Origin of the sequence: Halomonas sp. IOP_6 (assembly GCF_021151565.1) — a bacterium.
GTDB lineage: Bacteria > Pseudomonadota > Gammaproteobacteria > Pseudomonadales > Halomonadaceae > Vreelandella > Vreelandella alkaliphila.
In genome coordinates, this window is record NZ_JAIRBO010000023.1 from 1 (window position 1) to 1,300 (window position 1,300).

At 53.4% G+C, this 1,300-nt stretch carries 1 pseudogene; it reads right to left on the reverse strand.

Features of this window, described 5'->3' with window-relative positions:
* Window positions 1-26: 26 nt before the first annotated feature.
* Window positions 27-1,246: pseudogene (locus tag K7H08_RS18305) on the reverse strand (IS3 family transposase).
* Window positions 1,247-1,300 lie beyond the last annotated feature (54 nt).

Here is a 1,300-nt window from a genome sequence, read left to right on the forward strand (position 1 = left end):
TGTCTAGTCCTAAAATAGATTGACACTTATTTCATCTCAAACGCCCAGTGCACTGCATTGGGCGTTTTGTATTTCAGCGCTAGGTGTGGCCGCTGACCGTTATAAATCTCGACAGACTCATTCACCATCGTACGCGCCTGACAAACATCTCCTGGCTGAACCAAGAGAAATTCAGTCTTCAATATCCCGTTTACACGTTCTGCGAGAGCGTTTTGATAACAGTCATAACCGTCTGTCATTGAGCACTGGAGACCGTACTGGCGATGTATCTTCTGATAGCTGTCACAGCAGTATTGGATGCCTCGATCCGAGTGGTGGATTAACGGCTCGCTCCCTAATCGTTGGCGTAGAGCGTTGCGTAACGCTTGCTCTACGTCCTGGCTACGTAAGCTCTCATGGACGTGATGACCGACGATTTTGCGGGAGTAAGCGTCGGTGACCAGACTTAAATAACTCATCCCGTGACGCGTCGGTAGATAGGTAATGTCAGCGACCCAGACCTGATTAGGGCGGCAGGCAACCACCTGCTCGGGGCCGGGCTTGAGCAGGTTCGGATGTCGCCGGAAGCGATGATGGCTGTGCGTCGTCTTATGATAAGCTCGGCGTATGGGCACTAGCAGACGCCGCGCACGAAGGACCTGAAAGAGCTGATCTCGTCCCACGTGCAGCTCTTGATCTGCTTGGCGGTGCAGCAAGTGATGCAGCTTGCGGGTGCCTAGTCGGGGCTGGGTAAGTCGTATGTCTCGAACAAAATCGACGATCCGCTGCTCCCGGGCTTCTCGCGACTGCTGCGCTTTTTTGGCCTGATACCAAGCCTGGCGGCTGATGCCGAGAAGGTGGCATACCCTGCTGATGGTTAATCCGGCAACACGTTCTTGCGTGAGGACTTGCCTGGCTGCTTTTTTACGGACACCCCGTAATCCTTCTCCATCACCTCCACAACCGCTTCGAAGAACTGAGCCTTTTGCTCAGCAAGCCGCAACTTCTCTTCAAGCTCTTTGATCCGTTGTTCAGGGGTAAGTGGCCGGGGCATGTCGGGACTCCTTTTAGAGCGCTGTGTGGCACCGGGACTCCAGTCCTGATGGCCATATCGACGTAACCACTTTAATACCGTCGTGCGACCTTGAATACCGTAACGACTCTGCGCCTGTTTATAGGTCATCTCGCCACGTTCCACTTGCTCTACCACGGCCTGTTTAAAGGCCAGAGTGTAGTCTTTCTGTGTGCGCTTAACTCGTTGACTCATCACGCTCTCCCAAAATAAGGACGGGAACGTGTCAACTCTATTCAGGACGGGTCA